Source organism: Desulfotignum phosphitoxidans DSM 13687, from assembly GCF_000350545.1.
Taxonomy (GTDB): domain Bacteria; phylum Desulfobacterota; class Desulfobacteria; order Desulfobacterales; family Desulfobacteraceae; genus Desulfotignum; species Desulfotignum phosphitoxidans.
Map to the genome: position 1 here is coordinate 465,919 of NZ_APJX01000003.1, position 25,474 is coordinate 491,392.

The window sequence follows — 25,474 nt, forward strand, 5'->3', positions numbered from 1 at the left end:
GCCCGCAACCCTGAACCTTAGAAATTTGTACATGAGGTAGATATGAGTCCGTTGTTCATGACCCTTTTGCTAGTGGTGGGCCTGGGCATTTTTGCCAGGACCATGTATCAGAGAATCCTTTTGCTCATGGCCCTGGAGCCGACGGACCGGTTCAACCGGATCAAAGACCGGCTCAAAAACATGGTGATCATCGCCCTGGGCCAGAAACGCCTGGTGGGCCGGAAAAAAGAACGGGCCGCCGGTATCATGCACGCCCTGATCTTCTGGGGATTCTGTGTTCTGCTCATCCGGTCCATCACCCTGTACGGCGAAGGATATGTCCACGGGTTCCAGCTGCCTTTGCTGGGGGAATCCTCTGTTCTGGGATACCTGTACATCGCTTTGAAGGATATCATGGAAGGGGTGGTCCTGATCATGGTGGTCTGGGCGTTTTACCGGCGCCTGGTGGTCAAGCCGCCCCGGCTTCACAACACCTGGGAAGCATATCTGGTTCTGGGCATGATCGGAGTGTTGATGATCTCGGACCTGCTGTATGACGGGGCCCGGTTCAACCTGATCGCCTCCTACGGCAATCCCGGGGACCTGCACTATTTCAACAACCCGACATTCGGGCAGGAATTTGTCTGGACCCCGGTGACGGTTCTGGCCGGCAACATGATTTCCGGTTTTTCCGCCGTGGGCATGGAACGGGTCATGGGGTTGATGTTCTGGATTCATATCATCACCCAGCTCACGTTTCTGAATTTTCTGCCTTTAGGCAAACATTTTCATGTGATTACCTCTTTACCCAACGTATTCCTTAAAAGCCTGGATTATCCCCATGACAAGATCAAGCTGCTGGATCTCGAGGATGAATCCGTGTGGGAAGACGAAACCTTAGGGGTCAATCACCTGCATCAGCTGAACTGGAAACAGGGACTGGACCTGTATACCTGTACGGAGTGCGGCCGGTGCAAGGAAGTGTGTCCCACCTATGTCACGGACAAGCCGTTGAATCTGCATGATTTCAATGACACCCTCAAAGCGGAACTTTATGCCAATGCCGACAATTTGATCCTTCGGGCAAAATTGGCCAAAACCCTGACCGGGGATGCGGAAAAAGATGCCAAAACCAAGGAAAAGATGGCCGTGTTCAAACCGGAAAAAGCCCTGGTAGGAGAAGTGATCGCCCTGGATACCTTGTGGGCCTGCACCACCTGCCGGGCCTGTGAGCAGGTGTGTCCAGTGACCATCGAGCATGTGCCCCGGATCATTGCCATGCGCCAGGGACAGACCCTGATGCAGGGGGAATATCCCCAGGAACTCAATACGGCCTTCAAAGGTCTTGAGCGCAACGGCAACCCCTGGGGTATCGGGTATGACAAGCGGGCTGACTGGGCCGAAGGTCTGGATGTCAAGCTCATGGCCGATCATCCGGATGCCGAGTATCTCTTGTGGGTGGGTTGTGCCGGATCATTTGATGACCGGACCCAGAAGGTGTCCAAAGCCCTGGTGAAGATTCTGAAAGCCGCTAAAGTTGATTTTGCCATCTTGGGCACGGAAGAAAAATGCACGGGTGATTTTGCCCGCAGGACCGGTAACGAGATGATGTATCAGATGATGGCCACGGAAAACATCGAGGTGCTCAACGGATACAACGTGAAAAAGATCATTGCGGCCTGCCCCCACTGCCTGAATACCCTCAAACATGACTATCCCCAGATGGGGGGGCACTATGAGGTGGTTCATCACAGTGCGTTCATCAATCAGCTCATTGCGGATGGCAAAATCCGGGTGAAAAAATTTTTGGCAGGCATGCTCACCTACCATGATCCCTGTTATCTGGGCCGGTACAATGAGATTTACGATGCCCCTAGAAATGTGTTGAACACCCTGTCCAGCCAGGGATTGAACGAACTGCCGCGGCATGGCACGGAAAGTTTCTGCTGCGGGGCCGGCGGGGGCCGCATGTGGATGGAAGAGACCATCGGATCCCGCATCAATGTGGAACGGTCTAAAGAGATCGTGGCTGAAAATGCGGAAACCGTGGCCGTGGGCTGTCCCTTCTGCCTGACCATGATCGAGGACGGCATGAAGGAACTCAACAAGGACGAAGATATCAAGACCCGGGATATTGCTGAACTGGTGGCGGAACATCTCGCTTAGAAAGCCGGGACAGACAGACAGACTGACAGACAAAAAACAGACCATATAAAAGATAAACAATATACAGGGAAAGCACAGGCAAAACAAAGACGGAAAAACCCGTCTTTGTTTTGCCTGTATTTGTATCCAGGGAGGTATCCATGCAGTATCATATGCCGTCACGTTTGTATTTCGGACCCGGACAGATCCAGGAACTTTCAACGCTGATTACGGCGAAAAATCCGGTCCTGGTAACGGACAAGGGCGTGGTAAAAGCCGGGCTTGCTGCGCCGGTACTGGACCAGCTGGGAAAAATGCCGGTATTTGACAGCATCGAAGCCAACCCCAAATCCGATACCATCAACAAAATCGCAGGTGAACTGCGGCAGCAAAAGCCGGATCTTGTGATCGGCTTAGGGGGCGGCAGTCCGCTGGATGCGGGAAAAGCCCTGGCCCTGCTGGCCACCAATCCGGGAAATATTCAGGATTATGAAGGCAAAGAAAAATATGCCGTGGATCCTCTGCCATTTGTGGCCATTCCCACCACCTGCGGTACGGGATCAGAAGTCACCTGGGTAGCGGTGATCACGGATGTGGACCGCAGATTCAAGATGAGCATCAAGGGGCCCAAACTGTATCCAACGGTCTCCATCGTGGATCCGGATCTTATCGCCACTTTGCCTGCACCCATGATTGCAGCTACCGGCCTGGATGCGTTGACCCATGCCGTGGAAGCTTATCTGGCAAAGCCGGCCACCCTGATCACCGATACCCATGCAGTAAAGGCCGTGGGGTTGATCCTGGGATCCATTGAAAAGGCGTTTGCCGATATCCGGAACAATGCCCGGCACAGAGAAGATCTCATGTACGGTTCCATGGTGGCCGGCCTGGCATTCGGCAATGCCGATGTCACGGCGGTGCACTGCATCTCCGAGTCCATCGGTGCTTTGTATGATATCCCCCATGGGGTAGCCAATGCCATGTTCCTGCCCCATGTTCTGGATTACAACCTGCCGGTCTGCACCCGGAAAATGGCCGCCCTGGCCCGGACCACAGGCATTGATGCGGTATCCGATGACCAGGCGGCAAAAATGTTCATCCAGAAAATCAAAGACCTGTCCAAGGCCCTTCAGATTCCGACTTTCAGAGACCTGGATATCGGATCTGACCAGTTTCCTCTGATTGCCGACATGTCTTTTAAGAACAACTCCAATGCATCCAATCCCAGGGACTTAGGGCAGGCCGACTACCGAAATATCCTTGAAGCCGCCCTTGGGGCGTAACCTTTCCGGGAACATACAGCAAAGGAATGGGTATGGATTTTAATCCTTGCATGAAACATCAGCTCATCCGCAAGACGGTGCGGGAATTTGCTGAAAACGAGATACGGCCCCTGGCGGCGGAAATGGACAAAGGCCCGGGATTTCCGGACGATTTGATGGAAAAGATGAAACCGCTGCATTATTTCGGGCTTCAGGTACCCATGCACCTGGGCGGTGCCGATCTGGACAGTATCAGCTATGCCATTGTGATCGAGGAAATTTCCCGGGTGTCTGCCGCCCTGGGATTGTGTATCACCGTGCATAACAGCGTGGGTATCTATCCGATCCTCCGGTTCGGCACAAGGGAACAGCAGCAGCAGTTTGTGCCGCCCATGGCCGCAGGGGAGCGCATCGGCGCGTTTTGTCTGACCGAAGCCAATGCCGGTTCCGATGCCGGCGGGGTGGAGACCGTGGCCCAGGAAACAGAACAGGGCTTTGTGCTCAACGGCACCAAAATTTTTGTGACCAATGGGGGCATCTGCGGCACGATTCTGGTATTTGCCGTATCAGACATGGACCCGGCCCGATCCAGTGTCTTTATCGTTGAAAATCATACCCCCGGATTCAGTGTCGGAGAAATTGAAGATCTGTGCGGCATGCGGGCCAACCCCGTGGCTTCCCTGTTTTTTGAAGACTGCCGGATTGCTGCTGATCATTGCCTGGGAAAACCGGGACAGGGTTTGAAAATCGGGTTGACGGCCCTGGATACGGGCCGCATCGGGGTTGCGGCCCAGGCGCTGGGTATCGCCCAGGCCGCGTTCGAAGAATCCCTGGCCTATGCCAAAGCCCGGCAGCAGTTCAATCAGCCCATCTCCCGGTTCCAGACCATTCAGAATTACCTGGCGGATATGGCGGTTCAGATCGATGCGTCCCGGCTTTTGGTTCACCGGGCCGCAGCCCTTAAAGACAAAGGGCAGCCTTTTTCCGCCCAGGCTGCCATGGCCAAACTCCACTGCAGCACCACGGCCCGTACGGTGACGAATCTGGCCGTGCAGATCCACGGCGGATACGGATACAGCAAAGAATATGATGTGGAGCGGTATTTCAGGGACGCCAAGGTGACAGAGATTTATGAGGGCACCAGTGAAATTCAGCGCATGGTCATTGCCAGAGATCTGCTGACCCGGCCGGTCTGATTCGCGCAACCCACAGACAAAAGGCATTTTCATGTTACATATTATTGTGTGCATCAAACAGGTTCCCATGGTTTCTGAACTGCCCTGGGATCCCAGAACCGGTACCCTGAAGCGGGAAACAGCCCAGGGCATGATGGATCCCGCAGCCCGGAGGGCGTTGGAGGCGGCATTGCAGATAAAGGCGGACCGCACATCCGGACCGGTCAGCATCACGGCCGTTTCCATGGGCCCGCCCATGGCAGAAGAAGTGTTGTATGAAGCCCGGGCTTTAGGGGCGGACCGGGGCGTGCTGCTCACGGATCCGTGCATGGCCGGGGCCGACACCTGCATGACCGCCGTGATTCTGGGAAAATTCATCAAAAATCACTGCCCGGATGCCGGCCTGATCCTGTGCGGGTCCATGTCCAGCGACAGTGAGACCGCCCAGGTCGGACCGCAACTGGCCGAAGATCTGGACATTCCGGCCATCGGATATGCCCGGCGCCTGGAACTGGTTGACGGCTGCATCCGCGTGGAGCGGCATGTGGATGATTTTCTGGAACTCATGGAGATGGACCTGCCCGGGCTGGTGACCATTGACCATGCCGGAGAATCAGATCGGTATACCCCCCGGTATGTGGCTTTGGGCGGTGTGGAAGCCGCATTCAACACCGGTAATATTCAGGTGATGAACAGCCGGGCCCTGGGCCTGGACCACGCGTTCAACGCCTTGAAGCACTCGCCCACAAAAATTATGGATGTGTATTCCCCGGTCACTGAAAAAAAGGGCCGGGTGTTGACCGGGGCCGTGAAAAAAATGGTGGATACCCTGTTTGACGATTATGGTAAAATTATTTCCAGTGCCATGGGCAAAGACTTGAAAACCCATGATCATGAAGAGGATAAATGAGCATGGAAAAACAGATCTGGGTATGGGCCGATTACAGAAATTATTTTCAGAGCCGGGTGACCCTTCAGATTCTGGCCCGGGCCACGGACCTGGCAAAAAAAACCGATGCCGTGGTGTGTGCCGTGGTGTTCGGAGACCGGGTGGATGAATATGTGGCGGAATATATCGCCCATGGCGCACAAAAAGTGTATGTCACGGATGATCCGTTTTTAAATACATATAATGTGGAATCCTATGCGTTTTTGCTGTCTGCCCTGGTCAGACGGTTCCAGCCCGAAACCCTGCTTGTCGGTGCCACCCGGTTCGGTCAGGAGATCGCCCCCAGGGTGGCCAAACAGCTGAATACCGGGCTGACCGCCGACTGCATTGACCTGGATATCGATGACAAAGGCCGACTGGTTCAGATCGCCCCGTCATTCGGTGGGAACCTGATCGCGAAAATCATCACGCCGAATGCCCGGCCCCAGATGGCCACCATCCGGCCCGGTACGTTTCAGGAACTGCCCCATGACAATGATGCCAAAGGCGAAAAAATTCCCATTCCTTTGCCGGACCATATGCCGGGGCCCAGAGTCCGGTGCCTGAAATCAGAACTGCACCCGGTCCGGGCCCGGAAAATCGAAACCGCGGACATTGTCATCACGGGCGGCCGGGGCATGGGATCCAAAGGCAAGTTCAAAAAACTGTTTGATCTGGCAGCCCTGCTGAACGCGGAAGTCGGCGCCACCCGGCCCGTGGTGTATGCGGACTGGATTTCTTCGGACGCCATGGTAGGACAGGCCGGCAAGCATATCCGTCCAAAGCTGCTGTTTTCCTTCGGTGTGAGCGGCGCTATCCAGCACACGGCGGCCCTGGCTGATGCAAAGTTCATCGTGGCCGTGAACAAAAATCCCAACGCCACCATGATGAAACTGGCGGATGTGGCCCTGGTGGCAGATGCCAACCAGGCCTGTTCCGGCATCATCCGGGCGTTGAAGCAGCGGATCAGAAACTGACGGCAGCCCCGTTGCCATTACCCGGAACAAGGTTCCCAGGGCCGTGCGGATGTCCATGGATCAATATAAAGCCATGCAGGAAATCATGACCATTCCGGGAGACCGGGACATGGTGGATCAGATCCGCCGTTCGATCTTTTAATCAGATAATCCTTCAACAAAGCTCAAGGGAAGTGCAAACAATATCCCTTTTCCCGGTTCAGTAAGATCTCCGCAGAGAGATTTCACGGTACCTATCGCTTTTTCAAGGGTCTCTTTGTCCCGAACCACCGTGAAAATCATTTTGTTTGATGGTTCCATGTTTCTCAATGTTTTTTTAATCCCTTCGATGCCCGGTGTGGCGGCACCGATTTGCATAAGGACCCGCCCCATACCCGTACTGTTGATCACAGTCGATCCCTTAATATTCAATCCGGCAAATTCTTCGAGAATGGTGGGGAGGTGTTCTGTCTGCTCCAATACATTCACAAGTAAATACATGATGATTTTCCCTTTCGGCCGTTACCATATATAAAAAGGACATGGAAAATTTCTGGTATTGGATAATCTTAACTCCCTAAAATCTCAACCAGAGTTTCGTTATCATGAAAGCCTTATCAATGAAATGCAGGCATGTCAACTGTTCTATTCCAGTGCGATCACATACCTGCTGGTAACGCCCGGGATGCATCGGCATTTGCCGAATTTGGCAACGCTGCCATTTTCGGCAAATGGGATTGAAACGATGTCCGGGCCAAGCCCCATCTCTTTGCAATCCGGTCCTGGGGATGCCCAGGCGGTTTATTTCCTTTCCTTGTCACCTGGGTCCTTGCTGCCGGATTTTGTGTGATCGGGATACAGCTTTTTCATGCAGTCCGGACAGATCCCGTGGGAGAAGGTGGCATCGCTGTGGCGGGTGCCCATTTCAGAAGCCTTCCGGGATAACAACCGGTTGGTTGCTCAAAAAATCAATCAACTCCAAGCTGCTGTTTGAATATCGGATGCGGGTATGATTGAATCATCTTCCATCATTAAGTTGTAAGCATCTTCGATATTCTCTTTAAGCTCCTCAAGCGTTTCTGCCTGGCTGAAAACACCGGGGACTTCTTTCAGCTTGCCGATATACCAGCCGTCGTCAATCCAGTAGTTTAGGGTGAATTTCATCGGGTAATCCTTATTTTGATTTTGATCATAAATTATTGAAGGATGACTGGATTGTCAATGCAAAATCTTTGACAGCCCTATGTGAAATTCTGGAAGACGAGGTGTGATAGATCCCGACAAAAGAGCAGACTAAATAAACACCACAGGAGAACCCCCAAACCGCTGGCCCAGGGCTTTTACCCGGATACATCATCGCCATCCGGTCGGATATAGCCTGTTCGATTTGCTGCCTGCTGGTACACCCGGTCGATTTTTGAAAATATTTTCTCCCAGGTATAGGGAAATATTTTGGTGCAGGCATAGTCCCAGTCCGGATCGGGATGGGCTTGAACATCCTGGATGGTTTGTGCCAGAACGGATGCCAATCGGTTTGCCAGTTGCGGCATATCCGATTTATAAGGGGTATCGATGGTTTCAAGGGGCGGCAGGTCCAAAAGCCGGATCATGGGATTGTCATCGTGTTCCAGCAGCTCTTTTACCCCGGGCAGGGCCGTGGCAACCAGGCGGCATCCGCAGGCCAGGGCCTCCATCAGCACCAGGGGCAGGCCCTCATAAAACGAGGGCAGCACAAACACATGGGCGGTTCGCAAAAGTTTGCCTAAGTCGTCATGGCTCAACGGTCCGTGGTAGACCACTTTTTCTTTTAAAGCGCCGGCCGATTCCAGACAACGGGCCTTTTCCCGGTCACTGCTGTTGCCGGCCAGGTGCAGCCGGAAGGGCAGGTGCCGGATTTTCGCCAGGCTGCTGAGCAGCCAGGGCACGCCTTTGGCCGCACTGAGCTTGCCGGCATAGACCAGTTCCACCACCCCGTCAAAGGTCTTGGGGGTATGGAAAAAGCAGGCATCATTGTATCCGCCGCTCACCACATGGGTGCGGGTCGGGTCTGTCCCGATCGTTTTGATGATTTCCTGTTTCTGGGTTTGGCTCAGGGCGATGACATGGTCGATCTGTTTGAGGTCCGCCGTGACCCTTTTGCTGATTTCCGGACACAGCACATGCTGGCGCAGGCAGGTGCCGTGGCAGGAAGTGACCATGGGAATGCGAGGAGCGAGGCGCCTGATGATGGCGGATACGATCCACAGGTGATGGGTATGAATAATATCGGGCCGGAACCGCTCCAGTGCCTGCCGGATCTTTGTTTCAAACACCTGGTGATAGGCAGCCAGGTCCCGGGATCCCATGTGTGAAAATACCCGGCTTTCATAAGGCATGACATCGCTCATGCCGGGAATGGGGAAATCCAGGTCTTTGCCGTCAAACCGGATAAAGATGCAGTGATTGTCTTCAATCAGCCCGGCAGGCAGTATGAAATTCCCCTGAACCCCGGCCACCAGAAAATTGTCATGCCCGGTTTTGGCGCTTTGAACAAGGACCTGCTGAATATATTTTCCGCTGCCGGTGAAATCCGGGGCCTGGCTGATGATATGAAGGATTCTCATCTCAATCCAGGCTCAGGCCGGCTTGGCACTGGTTGCACCGCACCACGCCTCTGAAGACCTTGTGGCCGCATTCCGGGCAGAAATATCGGTCTTCTTCGTCCTGCATCCATTGCGGGGTGCCGATTTCCCTTCTCAGCGGCGTGCACCGCAGTATCACCTTTTTTCCCACGGTCATGGGAAATTCATCGATGAACCGGCAGGGAAAGTCATCGCAGAGATGACATCCGGAAATTCCTTTGGCCAAAGCGCACTCCCGGATATCGCATTGCCGGCAGTGCATGAACCGATTGTTGGACAGGCATCCGTCGCAATGGATATCCTTGGTGGTCAGGTTCTCGCAATTAGGCAGGAGGCCTTTGCCTGGGATTTTTCCTTTATATAAGGAAACCAGTCTTTCCTTGAATTTTTCATTCTGGTCCCGGTGGGCGATGTGAATGGCACAGACACCGCAGTAAAGCCCGCAGGGGGATGCAAACGCAGGATTTGTCATATCAGGCCTCCTTGGAAAGGGATTGTTGGCATACGCCTGAATTTAATTTAGATGGGCCGCCCCTGGAAGTCAACACCCATCCCCCACAATATCCGGGTCCGGTCCGGATATTTTTTTAAAACAGAGATCTGTAACGGCCATACCCTTCCGATTCCAGCCGGTCTGTGGGAATGAACCGCAGGGATGCGGAATTGATGCAGTAGCGTCGGCCCGTGGGGGCGGGACCGTCGTCAAACACATGCCCTAAGTGGGAATCGCCATACCGGCTTCTGACCTCGATTCGGGTCATGAAAAGGGATTTGTCCGCTTTTTCAATCACATGATCCGTCACCAGGGGTTTGGTGAAGCTGGGCCAGCCCGTGCCGGAATCAAATTTATCCGTGGAGGAGAACAAGGGTTCACCGGAAACAATGTCCACGTAAATGCCCGGTTCTTTATTGTCCCAGTACGCATTTTTGAATGCGGGCTCCGTGCCGTTTTCCTGCGTGACCTTGAACTGGAGCGGGGTGAGCCGCTGTCTGATGGTGTCGTCGTCAGGTCTGGACCATTGAACCGGGTCATCGGAAGACTGGGGGTTGCTTTCATGAGATGATGCAGGCAACGGCGGTTTCGCCAGGGGGCGGTTTTTCCACGTCCGGTTCAGAAACGGATCCCGGCCCGATCCCATCCGATAATACTTGTACTGAAGCTTGTTTTTTTTGAAATAATCCTGGTGATAGTCTTCCGCCGGGAAAAACTGTTCAAACCGGGTGACAGGTGTGACAATGGGGTTATCAAAAATGTTGGCATCGTCCAGGGCTTTTCTGGAAGCCAGTGCCTGTGTTTTCTGATCGGTTGTGTGATAAAAAATTTCCGGGCGGTACTGGGATCCCCGGTCCACAAACTGGCCTTTAGCATCCGTGGGATCGATGTGGCGCCAGAAAATGGTCAAAAGCGTTTCATACGATACTTCATCCGGATCATAATATACCTGGACCGCTTCGGCATGGCCCGTGGTGCCGGAGGACACGGACTGGTAATCCGGGTCCGGGTCATGGCCCCCCGTATATCCGGAGATCACCTTTTTGACCCCTTCCACGGATTCAAAATCCGCTTCTATGCACCAGAAGCATCCGCCGGCAAAGGTGGCGATTGCCAGTCTGCCGTTGGGTTTGTGTGGTGATTCAGCCGTGGCGGCAAATGCGAAAACACCTAGACACAGAATCATGGTAACGAACATCATAATAATGGCAATATCGGGTTTCATGGCATATTCCTTTCAAAAGAAATTCATATCAAATATCAATTCGTAATAAAAACTAATATAACCACGCAATGTGTGAAAACAAGGAGGGCGGGCAGGTGGGCCGGTTTTCAAATAATGATAAAAAATCAAAAGCCAAAATGGATGTCTGGAAAATTAAATTTCCCAAATAATTTCTTGACAGGTAGCTGCAATGTATCTAAATAGTATCTATGGAACAGCTGGAATGATCAGTTGCATCCAAGATTGTAAACAGGAGTCCGTGGTATTATGGCAAACAAAGATGAAAATCAGGAAGGGGCAGAATCCGATTACAGGGAAACCAAGGTGAAATTCGAGATCTACGGCCGTGAAATGATCGAGAAGGTGGTGAACTCCAGCGGCAACAGCGGGCGGGTGTACCTGCCCCCTGACTGGATCGGTACAAAAGTCAAAGTGGTTAAGTGTTAGCAGGGATCATCCCTTTCAATGCAACGGGTTTTGATCTGTCACTGTTTTTCATTTTGATGGAGAATTCAACATACTAGAAAGGAGAAAACAATGGGAAATGTTCCTGACACCATTCAGACATGGCAAATGATTCAGCCGTTCAAAAAAGACCGGGAAACCGGCGAGGTGACCCCGGGTAAACTGGAAAAAACCCAGATTCCCGTGCCGGAACTGGGAGCCGGGGATGTGCTGGTGGAAGTGGCCGGGTGCGGCGTCTGCCATACGGATCTGGGCTATTTTTATCAGGGGGTTCCCACGGTGAACAAACCTCCATTGACCCTGGGTCATGAAATCTCCGGAATCGTAGTGGATGCGGCAGACGACGTCAAGGCATGGATCGGCAAGGAAGTCATCATTCCCGCGGTCATGCCCTGCCGCAAATGTTATTTGTGCAAGACCGGCCGGGGCAACCGGTGCCTGGCCCAGAAAATGCCGGGAAATTCCATGGGGATTTACGGGGGATTCTCATCCCATATCCCGGTCCCGGCCATTGACCTGTGCCCGGTCACCCACCGGGGAGATATTCCTCTGGAAAAACTGGCCGTGGTTGCGGATGCCGCCACCACCCCCTTTCAGGCGGCCAAACGGGCCGATGTGACCGTCGGCGATCATGCCATCGTCATCGGAGTCGGCGGGGTCGGTCAATACATGGTCCAGATTGTCAAGGCCTTAGGGTGTGATACGGTCATTGCCGTGGATATCAACCAGGAACGCCTGGACACCATGCTGAAAAACGGGGCGGATTTCGCCGTGAACTCCATGGGCAAGTCCCCCAAAGAAGTGTCGGCTGAGATCAAGGCCTATCGCAAGGAAAAAGGGTTGCCCGGATATGGCTGGAAAATTTTTGAAGTATCCGGCACCAAGCCGGGTCAGGAACTCGGGCTGGCCCTGTTGAGTTTCACCGGTAAAATGCTGGTGGTGGGCTTTGGTCCCCAAAAGGTGGAATACTCCATCTCCCGGCTTATGGCGTTTGATGCGGAACTGATCGGCACCTGGGGATGTCTGCCCGAATACTACCCATCCGTTTTGAGCATGATCACCAGCGGGAAAATCAATTTTGAAGAATTTGTTCAGACCCGCCCCATGAGCACCATTGCCGACAGTTTTGACGAAGCCCATAAAAAGTCACCTGATCAGCGTATCGTTCTGGTACCTGATTTTTAATAGTTTAACGCAATTTATTAACAAGACAAGGATGAGTGTATGAAACTGGAAGGAAAAAAAGCCATTGTCACCGGCGGCAGCCGTGGAATCGGACGAGCCATCGCCCTGCTTTACGCCAAAGAAGGCGCCGATGTTCTGGTGAACTACCATTCCAATGACGCGGCAGCCAAAGAAACCGTGGCGGAAATCGAAAAACTGGGCAGAAAAGGCGTGGCCGTGGCTGCGGATGTGGCCTCTTACGCCAGTGCCCAGAACATGGTGGAAGAATGCGTCAAACAGCTGGGAGGCGTGGATATCGTGGTGAACAACGCCGGGGTGTCCAAACCGTCCATGCTGTTGAAAATGAAGGAAGAAGACTGGGATGCCATCATCGACATCCATCTGAAAGCCGCGTTCAACACCACCCAGGCCGCGGGCCGCCACATGAAGGAACAGAATTCCGGGCGGATCATCAACGTGATCTCCACGGCCGGGATCTTCGGCACTATCGGGCAGATCAACTATGCGTCCGCCAAAGCCGGGATCATCGGGTTTTCCAAATCCGCCTCCCGGGAGCTGGGCCGGTACAACATCACCGTGAACGTCATCTGTCCGGGCATCACCAAAACCGAAATGACGGGCAAACTTCAGTCCGATGAAAAGCTGCGCAAAATCTATGAAGGCCGGATTCAGCTGGGCCGGTTTGCCGACCCGGAAGAGATTGCCCCGGCCTTTGTGTTTCTGGCCTCGGGTGACGCGTCCTATATCACCGGGCAGGTGCTGGGCGTGGATGGCGGATATATCGGATAATCACGCCATTTGTCCGGACAAATAATGATAAAGATTTGAATGAAACGATTTTAAATAACAAAAAGAACAAGGAGGAACCATGGCATTAGAGTGGATGCCCAGAGACAATGAGGCCAAAGATCATTCATTGCATAGAAATCCCTATTGGAGCAATGAGGCCCCGGGGGTGATTTTTGAGAAAAAACCCCTGACCGACCCGGCCGGCAAAGAGGTAAAAGGTCTGTATGTGGCCTGGATCACGTTGAACAACCCCAAGCAGTTCAACTCCTATACCACGGACATGGTCAAAGGCGTGATCGCCGGGTTTGAAAACGCCTCCCTGGACAGAAGCGTCATTGCCGCGGTGTTTACTGCGGTGGGTCCTTATGCGTTCTGCACCGGCGGCAACACCAAGGAATACTCGGAATACTATTCAAAACGCCCGGATGAATACGGCCAGTACATGGAGCTGTTCAATCACATGGTGGATGCCATTTTAGGCTGCCACAAACCCGTGATCTGCCGGGTCAACGGCATGCGCGTGGCAGGCGGCCAGGAGATCGGTCTGGCCTGTGACCTGGCCATTTCATCCGACCTGGCCATTTTCGGGCAGGCCGGCCCCAAACACGGATCTTCGCCTGCCGGCGGATCATCTGATTTCCTGCCCTGGTTTCTGACCATGGAAGATGCCATGTACAACTGTGTGTCCTGTGAAATGTGGTCTGCCTATAAGATGAAAATGAAAGGCATGATCTCCAAGGTGGTGCCCGTATTGAAAATCGACGGCCAATGGGTGAGAAACCCCATGATTGAAACCGATAACTATATCAAAGACGGCGAAATCGTGTATGGCGAGTACAAAACCGGGGATGCCCTGGCAGAAGGCAAGGCCCTGCTGAAACAGCACCAGGCCAATGCGGATTTCGAGCTGCTGGACAAGGAAGTGGACAAGATCGTCTGGCGGTTTGCCAACCTGTTCCCGGCGTGTCTCGTGAAATCCATTGAAGATGTCCGCCAGAAAAAGAAATTTTTCTGGGATACCATGAAAAACGATCACCGCCACTGGCTGGCTGCCAACATGAGCGGTGAAGCATTCCTGGGCTTCGGTGCTTTCAACACCAAGAAGATCACGGGCCAGGACACCATTGATTTCCTGAAATTCCGTCAGAACGTGGCGGATGCCCGTGACTGGGATATGGAAATGTTTGCCGAAGTCATGGGCAAACCCAAGGAATAGGTTGAAGTTTTAAGTTTTAAGTGTGAAGTTTTAAGTGTGAAGTAGGCGGGGTCAGGTTCCGGTATTGCGATTGGTTGCAGTGAGCCGGGCCTGATCCCCACTATTTTCAAGCCTGACCCCTATTTTTTGATATAAATATACCCGCCCCGGCCGTAACCGAACAGATGGAACAGATGCAGGTAGTGGGTTGAGACGGCCCGATAGAACCGGTTGAAAGATACCGTGTAAGGATATGGCTGGGAGGAATCCACATCCAGGATCGTCACATCCCCCGTGTCCGGATCAAATCCCCCCACGGGTGAGATATGGGGAATGTTCAAATCCGTCACCAGGCTGCCCTGATCAAAATGGGCAATGATGATACCGTCACCAAAGCGGTCAAATTGCGCCAGCCGAAACTTGAGTGTCTGACAGAAATCCGCAGCGTTGGACGGGTCCCGGGTGGCCTGAACAACCTGGATGTCCTGGTAATCGATCTGGAACTCATCCAGGCTGGCTTTCACCACCTGGCCCAGCACGGGCAAAGGCAGTCCCCGCCGTCCCTGATATCCGTCCGGCCCCATTCTTTCCTTCCAGTGCGCTGCAGTCACGCGATTCAACAGGTCTTGCTGGGTCACCGGTTTTTGGGGCAATCGGCCCTGATTTTCCAGTAAGGTATTCACCACACATGCCACTGATGCCACAGAACAGGAGGATTCATGAAACTGTTTGACATAATGGCGGTAAAGCCCTGCCTTGACCGGATTGCTTTGACCTGTCGGCGCCAGGGGTTCCCGCCGGGCCCGGGAACGGCCAAATGACCCCGTGGCCGTGAGTTTATGGAAAAAAAACCGCAGATACAACACACTGCGCATGAGATAAAATAATATTTTCATCGGTTTTTCTCTGGTTTTTCATGGGCCTGCATCAAATCAATATCCGTCAAAGTGATTCTGAAACCATGATTTGTCAATAGACAAGATGGCAATATCCAGGTTACTTTCATTTTGCGGTTGCAATATTTCCACAGGCCGGGTAAACACGGGTGGCAGGATCCATCTGGTGTGACCGGTGCCATTGCCTGAAACGGGCCTGGCTGGACAGAGTTTTGATGACGCGTTGTCATAAGAAAAAAGGGAATTCATGCAGACAAAGAACAATGCCGTTGATACTGCCGCATTTGGCGGACAGGGCTGGTCTCCCAGAATCCGGAGCCATGCCATGGAAATCGGGGATATCTGGGCCGGCTGCGGCCTGGACAGCGAATGGAAACCATTGAAAACCGTGCTGGTGCATCGGCCGGGGCCCGAGCTGTCCGTGTCCCGGGATCAGGCCAACGCATGCCAGCTGGCAGAACCCCTGGATGTTCAAAAAGCCGGGCAAGAGCATGATCGCATGGTAAAGATTTACCGGGAAAACCAGGTTGAGGTTCAAATGCTGACACCCGGGCCCCAGGCGCCGGTTCTGCCCAACCAGCTGTACTGTGCGGACCTGGTGGCCATGACCCCCCAGGGGGCGATTCTGGCACGGCCGGCCTCCACGGTCCGGGCCGGAGAGGAGCGATGGGTGGCCCGGACTCTGGGCATGCTGGGAATCCCTGTGCTCAAGACCTTGACCGGCACGGCCACATTCGAAGGCGCGGACCTGATGTGGCTGGATCCCGCCACGGCCGTCATCGGCCGGGGACTGCGCACCAATCAGGCCGCCATCGATCAGATCACCTCCCTGTTGTCGGAAATGGATATCACCACCCTGGCGTTTGATCTGCCCTTCGGCACCATGCACTTCATGGGCATGCTGAGGATTGTGGACAAAGATCTGGCGTTTGTCTGGCCCCGCCGGACCCCCTATGCCCTGGTCACGGCTCTGAAAGACCGGGGGTTCCAGGTAAGATCCCTGCCCAGTGAAGCCGAGGCCCTGTCCCGTATGGCATTTAATTTTGTGGTGCTGGGACCTAAAAAGATCATGCTGCCGGCCGGAAATCCAAAAACCGTTGCCGGATATGAAAACCAGGGCATTCACTGCATTCCCGTGCCCGTGGATGAGCTTCAGAAAGCCAATGGTGCGGTGGGATGCATGACCGGGATTCTGCACAGAGAAATATGAAAAACAGGCGGTTTTTCCGGTGATTCACAAAAAACCCGCGATTATATATTGATTTTGTTGCCAACAATTTATATAGATCAGGTGACATTAAAAAAAGAACCCCATTTCTGAGGAATATTACATACGGGAGGAGCACGATGAAATCATATGCACGTTTGGTTTGCTGGGTTGTGGCTTTGATAATTATACCGGGACAGGCTCTGGTACTGGCTGATAAAGACCCGGAACAGCTCATGCTGCCCACCGGCACCATGACCCTTTCAGCCCCGCCTGATGCGGAACGTGAACCTGCCTTGTCACCGGTGGTGTTTCCTCATTCTCTGCATTTTGCCTATTCCTGCAAGGACTGCCATCATGAATGGGATGGTTACAGCGAGGTGCAAAGCTGTGCCACCTCCGGATGTCATGAAAATCTGTGGGCGGCCCCTCCCGGTACCACGCCCCTGGGAGAAAAACGGATCAAATCCCTGGCCGGGGCCTATCATCAGACCTGCCGGGACTGCCATCGTGAGGAGATGAAATCCCAGAAGGCTGCCGGCATGACCCGCTTTTACACCGGTCCCATCGACTGTGACGGATGTCATCCCGAGCCCCATGCCGAACCCGTCCATGACATTGAAATGCTGCCGGTTCCCACGGGCAACCTGACCATTGCCCCGCCCGAAGAGGTGGATGCCAGACGGGCCGCAGTTGAATTTCCCCACGGGGCCCATTTCGACTATTCCTGCCAGCTGTGCCACCATGACTGGTATGGGGAAGGTGAGGTGGAAGGCTGCATGACCGAAGGGTGTCACGATCAGTTTGAGCCGGATCCCTCCACAAGGAACATAAAAGACCCGGCCAATGTGTACTATTACCTGGCCGCCTATCACAACACCTGTCTGCCGTGCCACAGGGAACTGCAGCAGGAACGCAATGCCTTTATGGACGCCGGTATCACGGATGCGGAAGAACTGCCCGCCGCCGGACCCGTGGCCTGCATTGAATGTCATTGATACCATACGGGCCCGGGAAATTTTTAAGACCGGTTGACTGACTGCCGGCAGTATTATCGCATCAGGCGGACGGCTCCTGGCGGATTTCATGGGCTTTGCCGTCCAGCACCACATACAGGCGGTCCTCTTTTTCTTCCAGAAGACGGGCCAGTTTCATCAATGCCCGCTGGCCGAATTTGATGCAGTGCTCAGGGGTGTCAATATACAGGCTGTCGTCCCGGGTGAACAGCTGGGACGGGTCCAGGGGCAGGGTGTCTGTGGTGTTCAAAACCAGGGTTTGGTTGTCTTTCAAGTCCACCACAAACAGGGCTGTGTCTTCATAGGGAAAATACACTTTTTCTTCGCATCCGTCCCGGATCTGATAGACGTGATATCCCTGATTGTCTTTGCGGATGGATTTATGAAAATAAGCGATAATTTTGGGGTGTTCAAATTTGCCGTGCTCATTATGCCAGATACCGTTTTTATCCATCCAGAAAACCGCGTTTTCCTTAGGAACGATAATCTGTTTCATGTCAGATGTCATATCAGCGACTCCTGTTGTCATCAAGATTAATATCTGTGAATGGTCTTACCTAAAAAAGCCGTGAAGAACAATAGAGAATCCGCATTTTTTTCGCATCCAGACCTGCCCGTGACCCAGGTGTTGCCGAAACTGTCTGCAGCCCTGGCACATCCCGGACGGGCCGTGCTTCAGGCCCCGCCCGGATCGGGAAAAACCACCCGGGTACCTCTGGCCCTGGTGGATGCACCCTGGCTGGCCGGAAGAAAAATACTCATGCTGGAACCCCGCCGTCTGGCAGCCCGGGCCTGTGCCCGGTTCATGGCAGGATTGTGTGGGGAGTCGGTGGGAGAAACCGTGGGATACCGGATCCGCATGGAGACACAAGTCGGCCCCCACACCCGCATCGAAGTGGTCACGGAAGCGATCCTGACCCGGATGATCCAGAATGATCCAGCCCTGGAAAAGGTGGGCCTGGTGATTTTTGATGAGTTTCATGAGCGCCATATTCACAGTGATCTGGGCCTGGCATTGTGTCTGGAGTCGGCGGAGGTGCTGCGGCCGGATTTGCGGATTCTGGTCATGTCCGCCACCATGGATACCGATGCGTTGGGCGCACTTCTGGACCCGGTGGAAATTGTCACATCAAAAGGCCGGCAATGGCCCGTGGAGACAATTTATCAGCCGCCAATTCCCTGCCGGTCCGGCCCCGGACCGTTCGGTTCTGTGCTGGCCGGGTGTGTATCTGCCGTACTCACGGCCATCTCGGATCACAAGGGAGATATTCTGGTATTTCTGCCCGGGGCGGCTGAAATAAGGCGCATGGAACAGATGCTGGCAAAAAAAACCGGCCCAAATGTACAGGTGTTTGCCTTGTCCGGCCGGTTGTCGTTTGACCGGCAGCGGGCCGCGCTGGCACCTTCCCCGCGGGATCACCGCAAAGTAGTCCTGGCCACAGCCATTGCCGAAACCTCCCTGACCATCGAAGGAGTGACGATTGTGGTGGATGCCGGTCTGATGCGAAAGCCCATGTTTTTTCCGGGCACGGGCTTGACCCGGCTTCAGACCCTGCCCGTGTCCCGGGCATCGGCAGACCAGCGCCGGGGACGGGCCGGCCGCACCGGACCCGGCATCTGTTTCCGCATCTGGTCTGAACATGTACACAAGGGCCTGGTACCGTTTTCCCGGCCGGAGATCCTTGAACAGGACCTGACCGGGGTGGTCCTGGAACTGGCCCTGTGGGGAGTCCGTGATCCGGATACATTAAAATGGCTGGACCCGCCGCCGGCCCGGGCGTTTTCCCGGGCCAGAGACCTGCTGCATCATCTGGGATGCCTGGATGATGCAGGCAATATCACCCTTCACGGCAAAACCATTGCCGGCGCCGGGATTCATCCCCGGCTGGCCCATATGATTCTGAAAGCCGACCGGTCCGGCAACGGGTTTCTGGGCTGCTGCCTGGCCGTGCTGCTGGAAGAAAATCAGGACCTGCCCGGATTCTCCCGTGATCCGGATATCCGCAGCCGTCTGGAAATACTGGCTGTTTTTCAGCAGAACTGGAACATATCGCGCGGCCAATCACCCCAGAACCCGGATATGTGGGCTCACAGCATGCAGCGGGAACTGAAAAAAGTGCAGGCCCCGGCAAAAAACTGGCTGGCCGCATCCCGGCGGCTGGCCCGGAAACTGGCAATCCGTGACACGGCCATTGATCCGGAAAAAGCGGGCATCACCCTGTCACTGGGCTTTCCCGAACGGGTGGCCGCCCGCCGGGGGCCGTTGTCGTATATCATGGCTTCAGGCAGTGGTGCGGTTTTTCACGCATCCAACACCGTGTCCATGCATGAATATATCCTGGCGGCCCATGTGGGAGGGCATCCTGAAAACGCCAGAATCTATCTGGCCGCCCCGGTCTGGTTGCAGGATCTGGAACAGGTGTGGGCCCATGAGATAAAAATTCGCGAATCCGTGATGTGGGATTCGGACAAGCAGGGGGTCCAGGCCATCAGCCGGACTTTTTTCGGACAGATATTGATCCGGCAGACCCCATTGCCGGACCCGGACCCGGAAGCCGTGCTAAACGCCATGATGGAGGGTATACGCCAGATGGGCCCGGCCGCACTGCCCTGGACCCGCAAACAGATGCAGTTTCGCCACCGGGTGTGCTTTCTCCGGGAACAGGCCGGGCTTTCCCGTTTTCCGGATTTGTCCGATGCCGGGTTGATGGAAACCCTTTCCCTGTGGCTGGGGCCTTTTCTGACCGGGGTCCGGTCCGCCCGGGACCTGAAACAGGTGGATCTGGCCGGAGCGCTCACTGCATTGTTTTCCTGGGATGATCAGCATCAGGTGGATATGCTGGCCCCGTCCCATATCACCGTGCCTTCGGGGTCCCGGATTCCGTTGTCTTATTCAGACGGCAGTCAGGTGCTGGCTTCGCCGATTCTGGCGGTCCGGCTTCAGGAGATGTTCGGTGAGATCCGAACTCCGACCGTGGCCAGCGGCCGGATTGCCGTGACCCTGCACCTGCTGTCCCCGGCCGGCCGGCCGGTCCAGGTGACAAAGGATCTGGAAAATTTCTGGAAAAATACCTACAAAGAGGTGAAAAAAGATCTCATGGGACGATACCCCAAGCATTTCTGGCCGGACGATCCCTTGACGGCCGTCCCGACCCGCCGGGCCAAACCCCGAAAATAAGTGTTTAAAAAAAAATAATTTTCATGATAAGGTACCCAAACCAATCCATTGAAAAACCAGCTGACACCCAACCCGGGGAAAAAGAAAAAAAGAACGATGGCGGAAAAAGCCAATCAGAAACGGATGAGGGAAAAACTACTTTATGACAGGTTCCGGTGACATCAGACATCAAACCGGTCATGATTCGGCGACCGGGAAACCACCCCCTGACGGCCGTGAAAGGATTGAAAGCATTTACCGGGCCGCCCCCATCGGGATCGGTCTGGTGAAGGACCGAACATTGCTGGAGTTCAATGACCGCCTGTGCCGGATGCTCGAATATTCCCGGGAGGAATTGTCGGGGTCTAATACCCGCATATTCTACCCTTCTGACGATGAGTATGACTATGTGGGAAAAGAGAAATACCGGCAGCTCCGGGAACAGGGCACGGGCAACGTCAAGACCCGGTTTCTTACCAAAACAGGGAGGGTCCTGGACATCCTGCTCAGCTCCGCCCCGATCAATCCGGAAGACCTGTCCGCGGGAGTTACGTTTACGGCCCTTGACATCACCCGGGACATCCAGCGGGAAGCACAGCTTCGCCAGGTCCGGAAAATGGAGGCCATCGGGGTTCTGGCAGGGGGCATCGCCCATGATTTCAACAATATTCTTTTTCCCATCATGGGACACACTGAACTGCTGCTCGAAGACATTCCCGCTGACAGTCCGTTCAGGAACAATCTTAACAAGATTCATGCCGCATCACTGCGGGCCAGGGATCTGGTGAAACAGATCCTCACCTTTTCCCGTCAGGAAAAGCAACGTCCCCAGGTGTTGATTATGCAGCCGGTTGTCAAAGAAGTCATGAAAATGATCCGGGCCACCCTGCCGGCGTTCATACAGATCAATGAAAAAATAGATGCCCGTTGTGGTCCGGTGCGGGCCGATCCCACTCAGATCCATCAGGTGGTGATGAATCTGGCCACCAATGCGTTTCATGCCATGGAAGGAACCGGGGGAGAACTGACCGTGTCTTTGACCCGGGCCGATCAGATTTCCCGGGATCCGAAAACCCCGGACATGTCCCCGGGTCCCTGGGTCTGTCTGAGTGTTTCAGACACGGGTGCAGGTATGGATTACATCACGGCGGAGAAGATTTTCGACCCGTTTTTCACCACCCAAAAACCCGGCAAAGGCACGGGTATGGGATTGTCCGTGGTCCACGGCATCGTGACGGGCATGAACGGGGTCATTCGGGTCACGACTGAACCCGGCCGGGGGACGACCTTTGATGTGTATTTTCCTTTGGTCTCTGAAACAGAAGATGAAGAAACCCTTGAGGTGACAGACCCGGTTCCGGGCGGAACAGAGACAATTCTGCTGGTGGATGATGAACCTGACATCGTTTCAATGGAAATGCAGCTGCTGGAATGGCTGGGGTATCATGTGATACCGTTCACCAGCAGTGTTGAAGCCCTGGAACGGTTTAAAACCGCTCCGGAGTTATTTGATCTGGTCATTACCGACATGGCCATGCCCGGTATGAGCGGCGACAAACTGGCCGGAAAACTGTTGAAAGTCCGGCCGGATATTCCGATGATCATCTGTACCGGATTCAGCCAGATCATGGATCAGGAAAAAGCGATCTCCCTGGGCTTCAAGGGATTTTTGTACAAACCCATTGTGATGAAAGATCTTGCCTGTGCCGTGCGCCAGGCCCTGGATTCACAGGCCTGAAAAAGGATAACAAAAAAATGATGGCACCTGAAGATGCCGCCTTGAATGGTCATGAAACAGACAAAATCAGCGTGCTGATCATTGATGATGACAGTCAGGTCTGCCGGTTTTTGTCCAAAATATTCACCGGTATGGGGTATTCGGTTTCCCACGAACTGACGTTGACCCAGGGAATATCCCATATTTTTTCAGGCCGGGTGGACATTCTGTTTCTGGATGTGAACCTGCCGGACGGCAACGGTCTGGAAGCCATCAACACGATCCGGCATCATCCGTCTCCGCCTGAAATTATTGTCATAACAGCGGATGACAATGTGGACGGGGCGGAGATCGCCATGAAATCCAAGGCCTGGGACTATATTGCCAAAACCGGATCTTCAAAAAATTTCCGTTTCGCCCTGGAAAGAGCCGTGGAATACCGCCGCCAGAAAAAAGCCAGCCTGTCCAGAAATGACATCCGCAGAGAAGGTATTGTCGGAGAAAGCCGGGGGATACTGAAGTGCCTTGAAAAAGTGGCAGTGGCAGCCCACAGCGATATCCCTGTGCTGGTCACCGGTGAAACCGGTACGGGCAAAGAGCTTTTTTCCAGGGCAATTCATGCATGCAGTCCAAGATGCAGTGAACCGTTTGTGGTGGTGGATTGTGCGGCCCTGCCTGAGCACCTGGTGGAAAGTACGATTTTCGGCCATACCAGAGGCGCGTTCACCGGGGCGGACCGGGACAGGACCGGGTTGATGAAAATAGCCGATCGGGGCACCCTGTTCCTGGATGAAGTGGGGGAGCTGCCGTTGGAGATTCAGAAAAAATTCCTCAGGGCGATCCAGGAAAAGAAATTTCGCCCTCTGGGATCGAAAACTGAAATTCACAGCAATTTCCGGCTCATCTGCGCCACTCACCGGGATCTGGAAGATCTGATAAAAAAGGAAAAATTCCGGGAAGATCTGTTTTACAGAATTGTGTCTTTGACCCTTCATCTGCCGCCGTTGAAAGACCGGGGAGAAGATGTGGCCGGGCTTGCCTTGAACCATATGAAAAATCAGCATGGCGCAAATTTGAAAAATGGGTGCATCATGTCCCGGCCCTTTATGGAAGAACTGCAAATTTACGACTGGCCGGGCAATGTCAGAGAGCTGTTCAACACTCTGGACCGGGTTTGTGCGGAAGCCGGCGAAGGCGCCACATTGTTTCCCCATCATCTGCCCGAGCACATCCGGGCTTTCAATATCCGGCACCGGTATGCCGTCCGGCAAACAGAAACCCCTGATCCGGAAACCGGGTCTTTTGAAGGACCGCTGGTACCATCAGAACCTCTGCCGCCCTTCAAAGATCACATGGAAAAAAACAAAGCCGAGTACCTGGGACATCTGGTTGCCGTCACCCAGGGGGATATCAAGGCGTGCTGCCGGATTTCCGGCCTTTCCAGGGGACATCTGTATCGACTGATGCAGCAGTATGATATCAAAAACAATGCCGATTCTTAACACGGTCCTCCCTATCTTCAGTGTGATTTTTCTGGGCTGGCTGGCCCGGCGGAAGGGATATGTTCCGCCCCAGTTCATCGGACCCGCCAACCGGCTGGTGTTTTATTTCGCCATTCCCGCCATGGTATTTGCCGCCATTGCCAAAGGATCGTTGAGAACCGATTTCAACCCGGTGCTTCTGGGGGGCACCCTGGCGGCCGTCATCCTGTGCTTCGGATTGACCTGGGGAGCTGGAGTTGTCGCAAAAATTCCCCGCCGGCGGTTCGGCACTTTTGTCCAGAGCGCGTTTCACGGGAACTTAGGATATATCGGCCTGGCAGTGGCATTTTATTACCTGGGTCAGGAGGGGTTTGTCAGCGCCAGTCTGCTTATCGGGTTTATCATGATTTTACAGAATCTGCTGTCCGTGATCATTTTGCAGTGCTACAGCGATAAAAATCCGTCCCGGAAGGGTACCAGGGCCGGGGCCGTGCTTTTTAAAATCATGGGCAATCCCGTGATTATATCCGCTGTGGCAGGGATCTGTTTTTCATTGACCGGGCTGGCATTGCCCATGGTGATCGCCCGAACCCTGGAGATTATTTCCGGTATGGCATTGCCCCTGGCCCTGCTGCTCATCGGGGCGACCCTGAATTTTGATCTGATGAAAGCACAGCTCAAACCCGTGTTGCCGGCCACCGGTATCAAACTGGTCATATTGCCCGGGATCGGGGCCGTGTGTTATTCCCTGGGGGGACTTTCTCCGGAAGCGTATGTGCCCGGACTGATTCTGCTGGCTTCGCCATCCGCCACCATCAGTTATGTCATGGCCGTGGAAATGAACGGAGATGCGGATTTTGCCGTGACTGCCATCTCTTTGAGCACCCTGGTGTCGGCCCTGACCTTTTCTTTGTGGCTTCATTTCATCTGAAGACTCTGCCGGATATACGTCAGCAATAAATCTGTGATACCTAATTGATTCAAAACCTGATATGGTCAATGGATCGAAGAATGATTGTTGCAAAAAAGTTTGAGTTTTGGGAAGCTTCATTATAAAGCAGGAATGTGCCACTTAATCGTATCAATTATCAGGTACCCCATGAGTCTGATGCCTACTTAGTGGCTGGCCGGAAACCCCGATTTTGAGATTTTCCGGGGCACATGCCTGACAAAATTTTCAATTGTTGGTCCTCCTGCTATCACAAACCGGGGAAAGTGCTTTCATGATAGTCGTTTTTTGACGACTTTCCCATTTTTCGGGCACACCTGTAGTGTTTGACGTGCTGTTTTTGATGCAATGGCCTGTTTTTAAGCGGCTTTGCGCTGTTCAAACCGTTGCAGCTGTTTCAATCCTTTTTGTTGTATATTATGCCCCATGATCTGGAGGTTTCTTGCCAGAACAGACAGGCCCACGTATCTTTTAAATCCTTGAATACCATGATCCGGGCATCTGTCCAGACCATGATTTTCCAACCCGTTTATAGCCGATTCAACCGCTGAATGTTTCTTTAAAACGATAAAATCCTTTGCTGTTTCTTCTTCACATTCAGCCTTGTTGCATCTGCCTTTTTTCGGGAGCACC

At 53.8% G+C, this 25,474-nt stretch carries 22 protein-coding genes and 1 pseudogene; 15 read left to right on the top strand and 8 right to left on the bottom strand.

Annotated elements, in window-relative coordinates:
* The first annotated feature begins 42 nt into the window (after positions 1-42).
* The 5 genes from DPO_RS09575 (at position 43) to DPO_RS09595 (ending at position 6,466) form a co-directional block, all read left to right on the top strand.
* Complete coding sequence (locus tag DPO_RS09575) at positions 43-2,145, top strand: (Fe-S)-binding protein (RefSeq protein WP_006965661.1); 2,103 nt, start codon at positions 43-45, stop codon at positions 2,143-2,145.
* Between the two features lie 140 nt (positions 2,146-2,285).
* Positions 2,286-3,407: an iron-containing alcohol dehydrogenase family protein gene (locus DPO_RS09580; protein WP_006965662.1), complete on the top strand. Its 1,122-nt coding sequence runs from the start codon at positions 2,286-2,288 to the stop codon at positions 3,405-3,407.
* 32 nt (positions 3,408-3,439) lie between these two features.
* A complete protein-coding gene (locus DPO_RS09585) occupies positions 3,440-4,582 on the top strand; it encodes an acyl-CoA dehydrogenase family protein (protein ID WP_006965663.1) in 1,143 nt (380 codons plus the stop codon).
* 31 nt (positions 4,583-4,613) lie between these two features.
* On the top strand, positions 4,614-5,471 hold the full coding sequence (locus DPO_RS09590) for an electron transfer flavoprotein subunit beta/FixA family protein (protein ID WP_006965664.1): 858 nt from the start codon (positions 4,614-4,616) through the stop codon (positions 5,469-5,471).
* A 2-nt stretch (positions 5,472-5,473) separates the two neighbouring features.
* Positions 5,474-6,466, top strand: coding sequence for an electron transfer flavoprotein subunit alpha/FixB family protein (locus DPO_RS09595; RefSeq protein ID WP_006965665.1), 993 nt, complete (start codon positions 5,474-5,476; stop codon positions 6,464-6,466).
* A 138-nt stretch (positions 6,467-6,604) separates the two neighbouring features.
* Here DPO_RS09595 and DPO_RS09600 read toward each other — a convergent pair whose 3' ends face one another.
* The 5 genes from DPO_RS09600 to msrB all read right to left on the bottom strand — a co-directional run bounded on the left by DPO_RS09600 (position 6,605) and on the right by msrB (position 10,784).
* A complete protein-coding gene (locus DPO_RS09600; protein WP_006965666.1) occupies positions 6,605-6,946 on the bottom strand; it encodes a P-II family nitrogen regulator in 342 nt (113 codons plus the stop codon).
* A 471-nt stretch (positions 6,947-7,417) separates the two neighbouring features.
* Positions 7,418-7,609 carry a type II toxin-antitoxin system HicB family antitoxin gene (locus DPO_RS09605; protein WP_006965667.1) on the bottom strand — a complete coding sequence of 64 codons (192 nt, stop codon included), beginning with the start codon at positions 7,607-7,609 and terminating at the stop codon, positions 7,418-7,420.
* A 176-nt stretch (positions 7,610-7,785) separates the two neighbouring features.
* Complete coding sequence (locus DPO_RS09610) at positions 7,786-9,048, bottom strand: glycosyltransferase family 4 protein (RefSeq protein ID WP_006965668.1); 1,263 nt, start codon at positions 9,046-9,048, stop codon at positions 7,786-7,788.
* A gap of 1 nt (position 9,049) precedes the next feature.
* Complete coding sequence (locus DPO_RS09615; protein WP_006965669.1) at positions 9,050-9,538, bottom strand: DUF3795 domain-containing protein; 489 nt, start codon at positions 9,536-9,538, stop codon at positions 9,050-9,052.
* A 115-nt stretch (positions 9,539-9,653) separates the two neighbouring features.
* Positions 9,654-10,784 (bottom strand): peptide-methionine (R)-S-oxide reductase MsrB, encoded by a 1,131-nt coding sequence (msrB, locus tag DPO_RS09620; RefSeq protein WP_006965670.1) that lies wholly within the window; start codon positions 10,782-10,784, stop codon positions 9,654-9,656.
* Positions 10,785-11,051: 267 nt separating this feature from the next.
* Here msrB and DPO_RS09625 point away from each other — a divergent pair, with 267 nt between their 5' ends.
* From DPO_RS09625 to oah, 4 genes are all read left to right on the top strand, one after another.
* Complete coding sequence (locus tag DPO_RS09625; RefSeq protein ID WP_006965671.1) at positions 11,052-11,231, top strand: DUF2080 family transposase-associated protein; 180 nt, start codon at positions 11,052-11,054, stop codon at positions 11,229-11,231.
* Between the two features lie 90 nt (positions 11,232-11,321).
* Positions 11,322-12,434, top strand: coding sequence for a 6-hydroxycyclohex-1-ene-1-carbonyl-CoA dehydrogenase (gene had, locus DPO_RS09630; RefSeq protein ID WP_006965672.1), 1,113 nt, complete (start codon positions 11,322-11,324; stop codon positions 12,432-12,434).
* Positions 12,435-12,473: 39 nt separating this feature from the next.
* Positions 12,474-13,223: an SDR family NAD(P)-dependent oxidoreductase gene (locus tag DPO_RS09635; protein WP_006965673.1), complete on the top strand. Its 750-nt coding sequence runs from the start codon at positions 12,474-12,476 to the stop codon at positions 13,221-13,223.
* 79 nt (positions 13,224-13,302) lie between these two features.
* A complete protein-coding gene (gene oah, locus DPO_RS09640) occupies positions 13,303-14,439 on the top strand; it encodes a 6-oxocyclohex-1-ene-1-carbonyl-CoA hydratase (protein WP_006965674.1) in 1,137 nt (378 codons plus the stop codon).
* 119 nt (positions 14,440-14,558) lie between these two features.
* Here the strand turns inward: oah and DPO_RS09645 are convergent, their stop codons facing one another.
* Positions 14,559-15,314 (bottom strand): phytochelatin synthase family protein, encoded by a 756-nt coding sequence (locus tag DPO_RS09645; protein WP_006965675.1) that lies wholly within the window; start codon positions 15,312-15,314, stop codon positions 14,559-14,561.
* 247 nt (positions 15,315-15,561) lie between these two features.
* On the opposite strand from DPO_RS09645, the gene DPO_RS09655 reads away from it, so the two are divergent.
* Both DPO_RS09655 and DPO_RS09660 read left to right on the top strand, forming a co-directional pair.
* Positions 15,562-16,524: a dimethylarginine dimethylaminohydrolase family protein gene (locus DPO_RS09655; protein ID WP_040011739.1), complete on the top strand. Its 963-nt coding sequence runs from the start codon at positions 15,562-15,564 to the stop codon at positions 16,522-16,524.
* Between the two features lie 137 nt (positions 16,525-16,661).
* Entirely contained in the window at positions 16,662-17,519 is an 858-nt protein-coding gene (locus DPO_RS09660; RefSeq protein WP_006965677.1) for a cytochrome c3 family protein, read from the top strand.
* Between the two features lie 61 nt (positions 17,520-17,580).
* Here the strand turns inward: DPO_RS09660 and DPO_RS09665 are convergent, their stop codons facing one another.
* A complete protein-coding gene (locus DPO_RS09665; RefSeq protein ID WP_006965678.1) occupies positions 17,581-18,045 on the bottom strand; it encodes a hypothetical protein in 465 nt (154 codons plus the stop codon).
* A 60-nt stretch (positions 18,046-18,105) separates the two neighbouring features.
* Here DPO_RS09665 and hrpB point away from each other — a divergent pair, with 60 nt between their 5' ends.
* The 4 genes from hrpB to DPO_RS09685 all read left to right on the top strand — a co-directional run bounded on the left by hrpB (position 18,106) and on the right by DPO_RS09685 (position 24,823).
* On the top strand, positions 18,106-20,715 hold the full coding sequence (hrpB, locus tag DPO_RS09670) for an ATP-dependent helicase HrpB (protein ID WP_236609934.1): 2,610 nt from the start codon (positions 18,106-18,108) through the stop codon (positions 20,713-20,715).
* 142 nt (positions 20,716-20,857) lie between these two features.
* The gene (locus DPO_RS09675) at positions 20,858-22,432 is read left to right on the top strand and encodes a hybrid sensor histidine kinase/response regulator (protein ID WP_006965680.1); all 1,575 of its coding nucleotides are present in this window, start codon (positions 20,858-20,860) and stop codon (positions 22,430-22,432) included.
* 17 nt (positions 22,433-22,449) lie between these two features.
* The gene (locus DPO_RS09680) at positions 22,450-23,913 is read left to right on the top strand and encodes a sigma-54-dependent transcriptional regulator (protein WP_006965681.1); all 1,464 of its coding nucleotides are present in this window, start codon (positions 22,450-22,452) and stop codon (positions 23,911-23,913) included.
* Positions 23,900-24,823, top strand: a complete 924-nt coding sequence (locus DPO_RS09685; protein WP_006965682.1) for an AEC family transporter — start codon at positions 23,900-23,902, stop codon at positions 24,821-24,823. The genes DPO_RS09680 and DPO_RS09685 overlap by 14 nt, the downstream gene beginning before the upstream one ends.
* Before the next feature lie 377 nt (positions 24,824-25,200).
* On the opposite strand, the pseudogene DPO_RS09690 reads toward DPO_RS09685, so the two are convergent.
* Positions 25,201-25,474, bottom strand: a pseudogene (locus tag DPO_RS09690) (ISNCY family transposase); the annotation flags it as partial.